1 protein-coding gene is annotated in these 328 nt (G+C 40.9%); it reads right to left on the minus strand.

Annotation, left to right across the window (positions count from 1 at the left end; translation table 11 throughout):
- On the minus strand, positions 1 to 328 hold a 328-nt coding region (locus ADI58_RS04955; protein ID WP_049521687.1), incomplete at both ends, for a YPDG domain-containing protein.

Consider the following 328-nt stretch of genomic DNA (forward strand, 5'->3'; position numbering starts at 1 on the left):
TGGTTTCGCTCCTTCTGGAATGGTTACAGTTACTTTACCATCTTTGCCAACTGTGATTCCTGGAGTATCACTTTGGAATTTAGTTCCTTCTGGAATTTCTTTGCCAGCTTTCTCTTTCAATGGTAATTCAACAGTGCCACCTGGTTTGCCATTTCCTTTATTGTACTCTGGTGTATAGATGTCTTTGTCTTTTTCTCTAACCGTTACTTCCACTGGAACTTCATCTTTTGAGCCATCTGGGTAAGTTACGGTGATGGTTCCTGTAATCTTATCACCTGGTTTCGCTCCTTCTGGAATGGTTACAGTTACTTTACCATCTTTGCCAACT

It is taken from the genome of Streptococcus mitis (assembly GCF_001074635.1).
Lineage (GTDB): Bacteria > Bacillota > Bacilli > Lactobacillales > Streptococcaceae > Streptococcus > Streptococcus mitis_E.